1 protein-coding gene is annotated in these 267 nt (G+C 49.4%); it reads right to left on the reverse strand.

Annotated elements, in window-relative coordinates:
- Positions 1–2: 2 nt before the first annotated feature.
- Positions 3–267 (reverse strand): Ig-like domain-containing protein (locus JFU56_RS22520; RefSeq protein WP_198439447.1); only part of this gene is annotated, 265 nt, incomplete at its 5' end.

Here is a 267-nt window from a genome sequence, read left to right on the forward strand (position 1 = left end):
GCTTATGCTATTGTTTGTGCATCTGGTGCTGTTGTGTCTAGAGTGAACTCAAGGGCTGCCGACTCTGATGCGTTACCCGCTAAATCGATCTCACGGACAGTAATGGTGTTCGCACCTTCAACCGCAACAGGCTTGTCGGTAACCCAGCTCCCTCCGACTAGATACTCTATACGATTACCTGATTCGCTTGGCGTGACAGTAAACTCACCGTCATTGGTGTACTTATCATCTACCGCGCGACCAGTGTCATTCGCTAAAGCTATTGTC

Origin of the sequence: Moritella sp. F3 (assembly GCF_015082335.1) — a bacterium.
Taxonomy (GTDB): domain Bacteria; phylum Pseudomonadota; class Gammaproteobacteria; order Enterobacterales; family Moritellaceae; genus Moritella.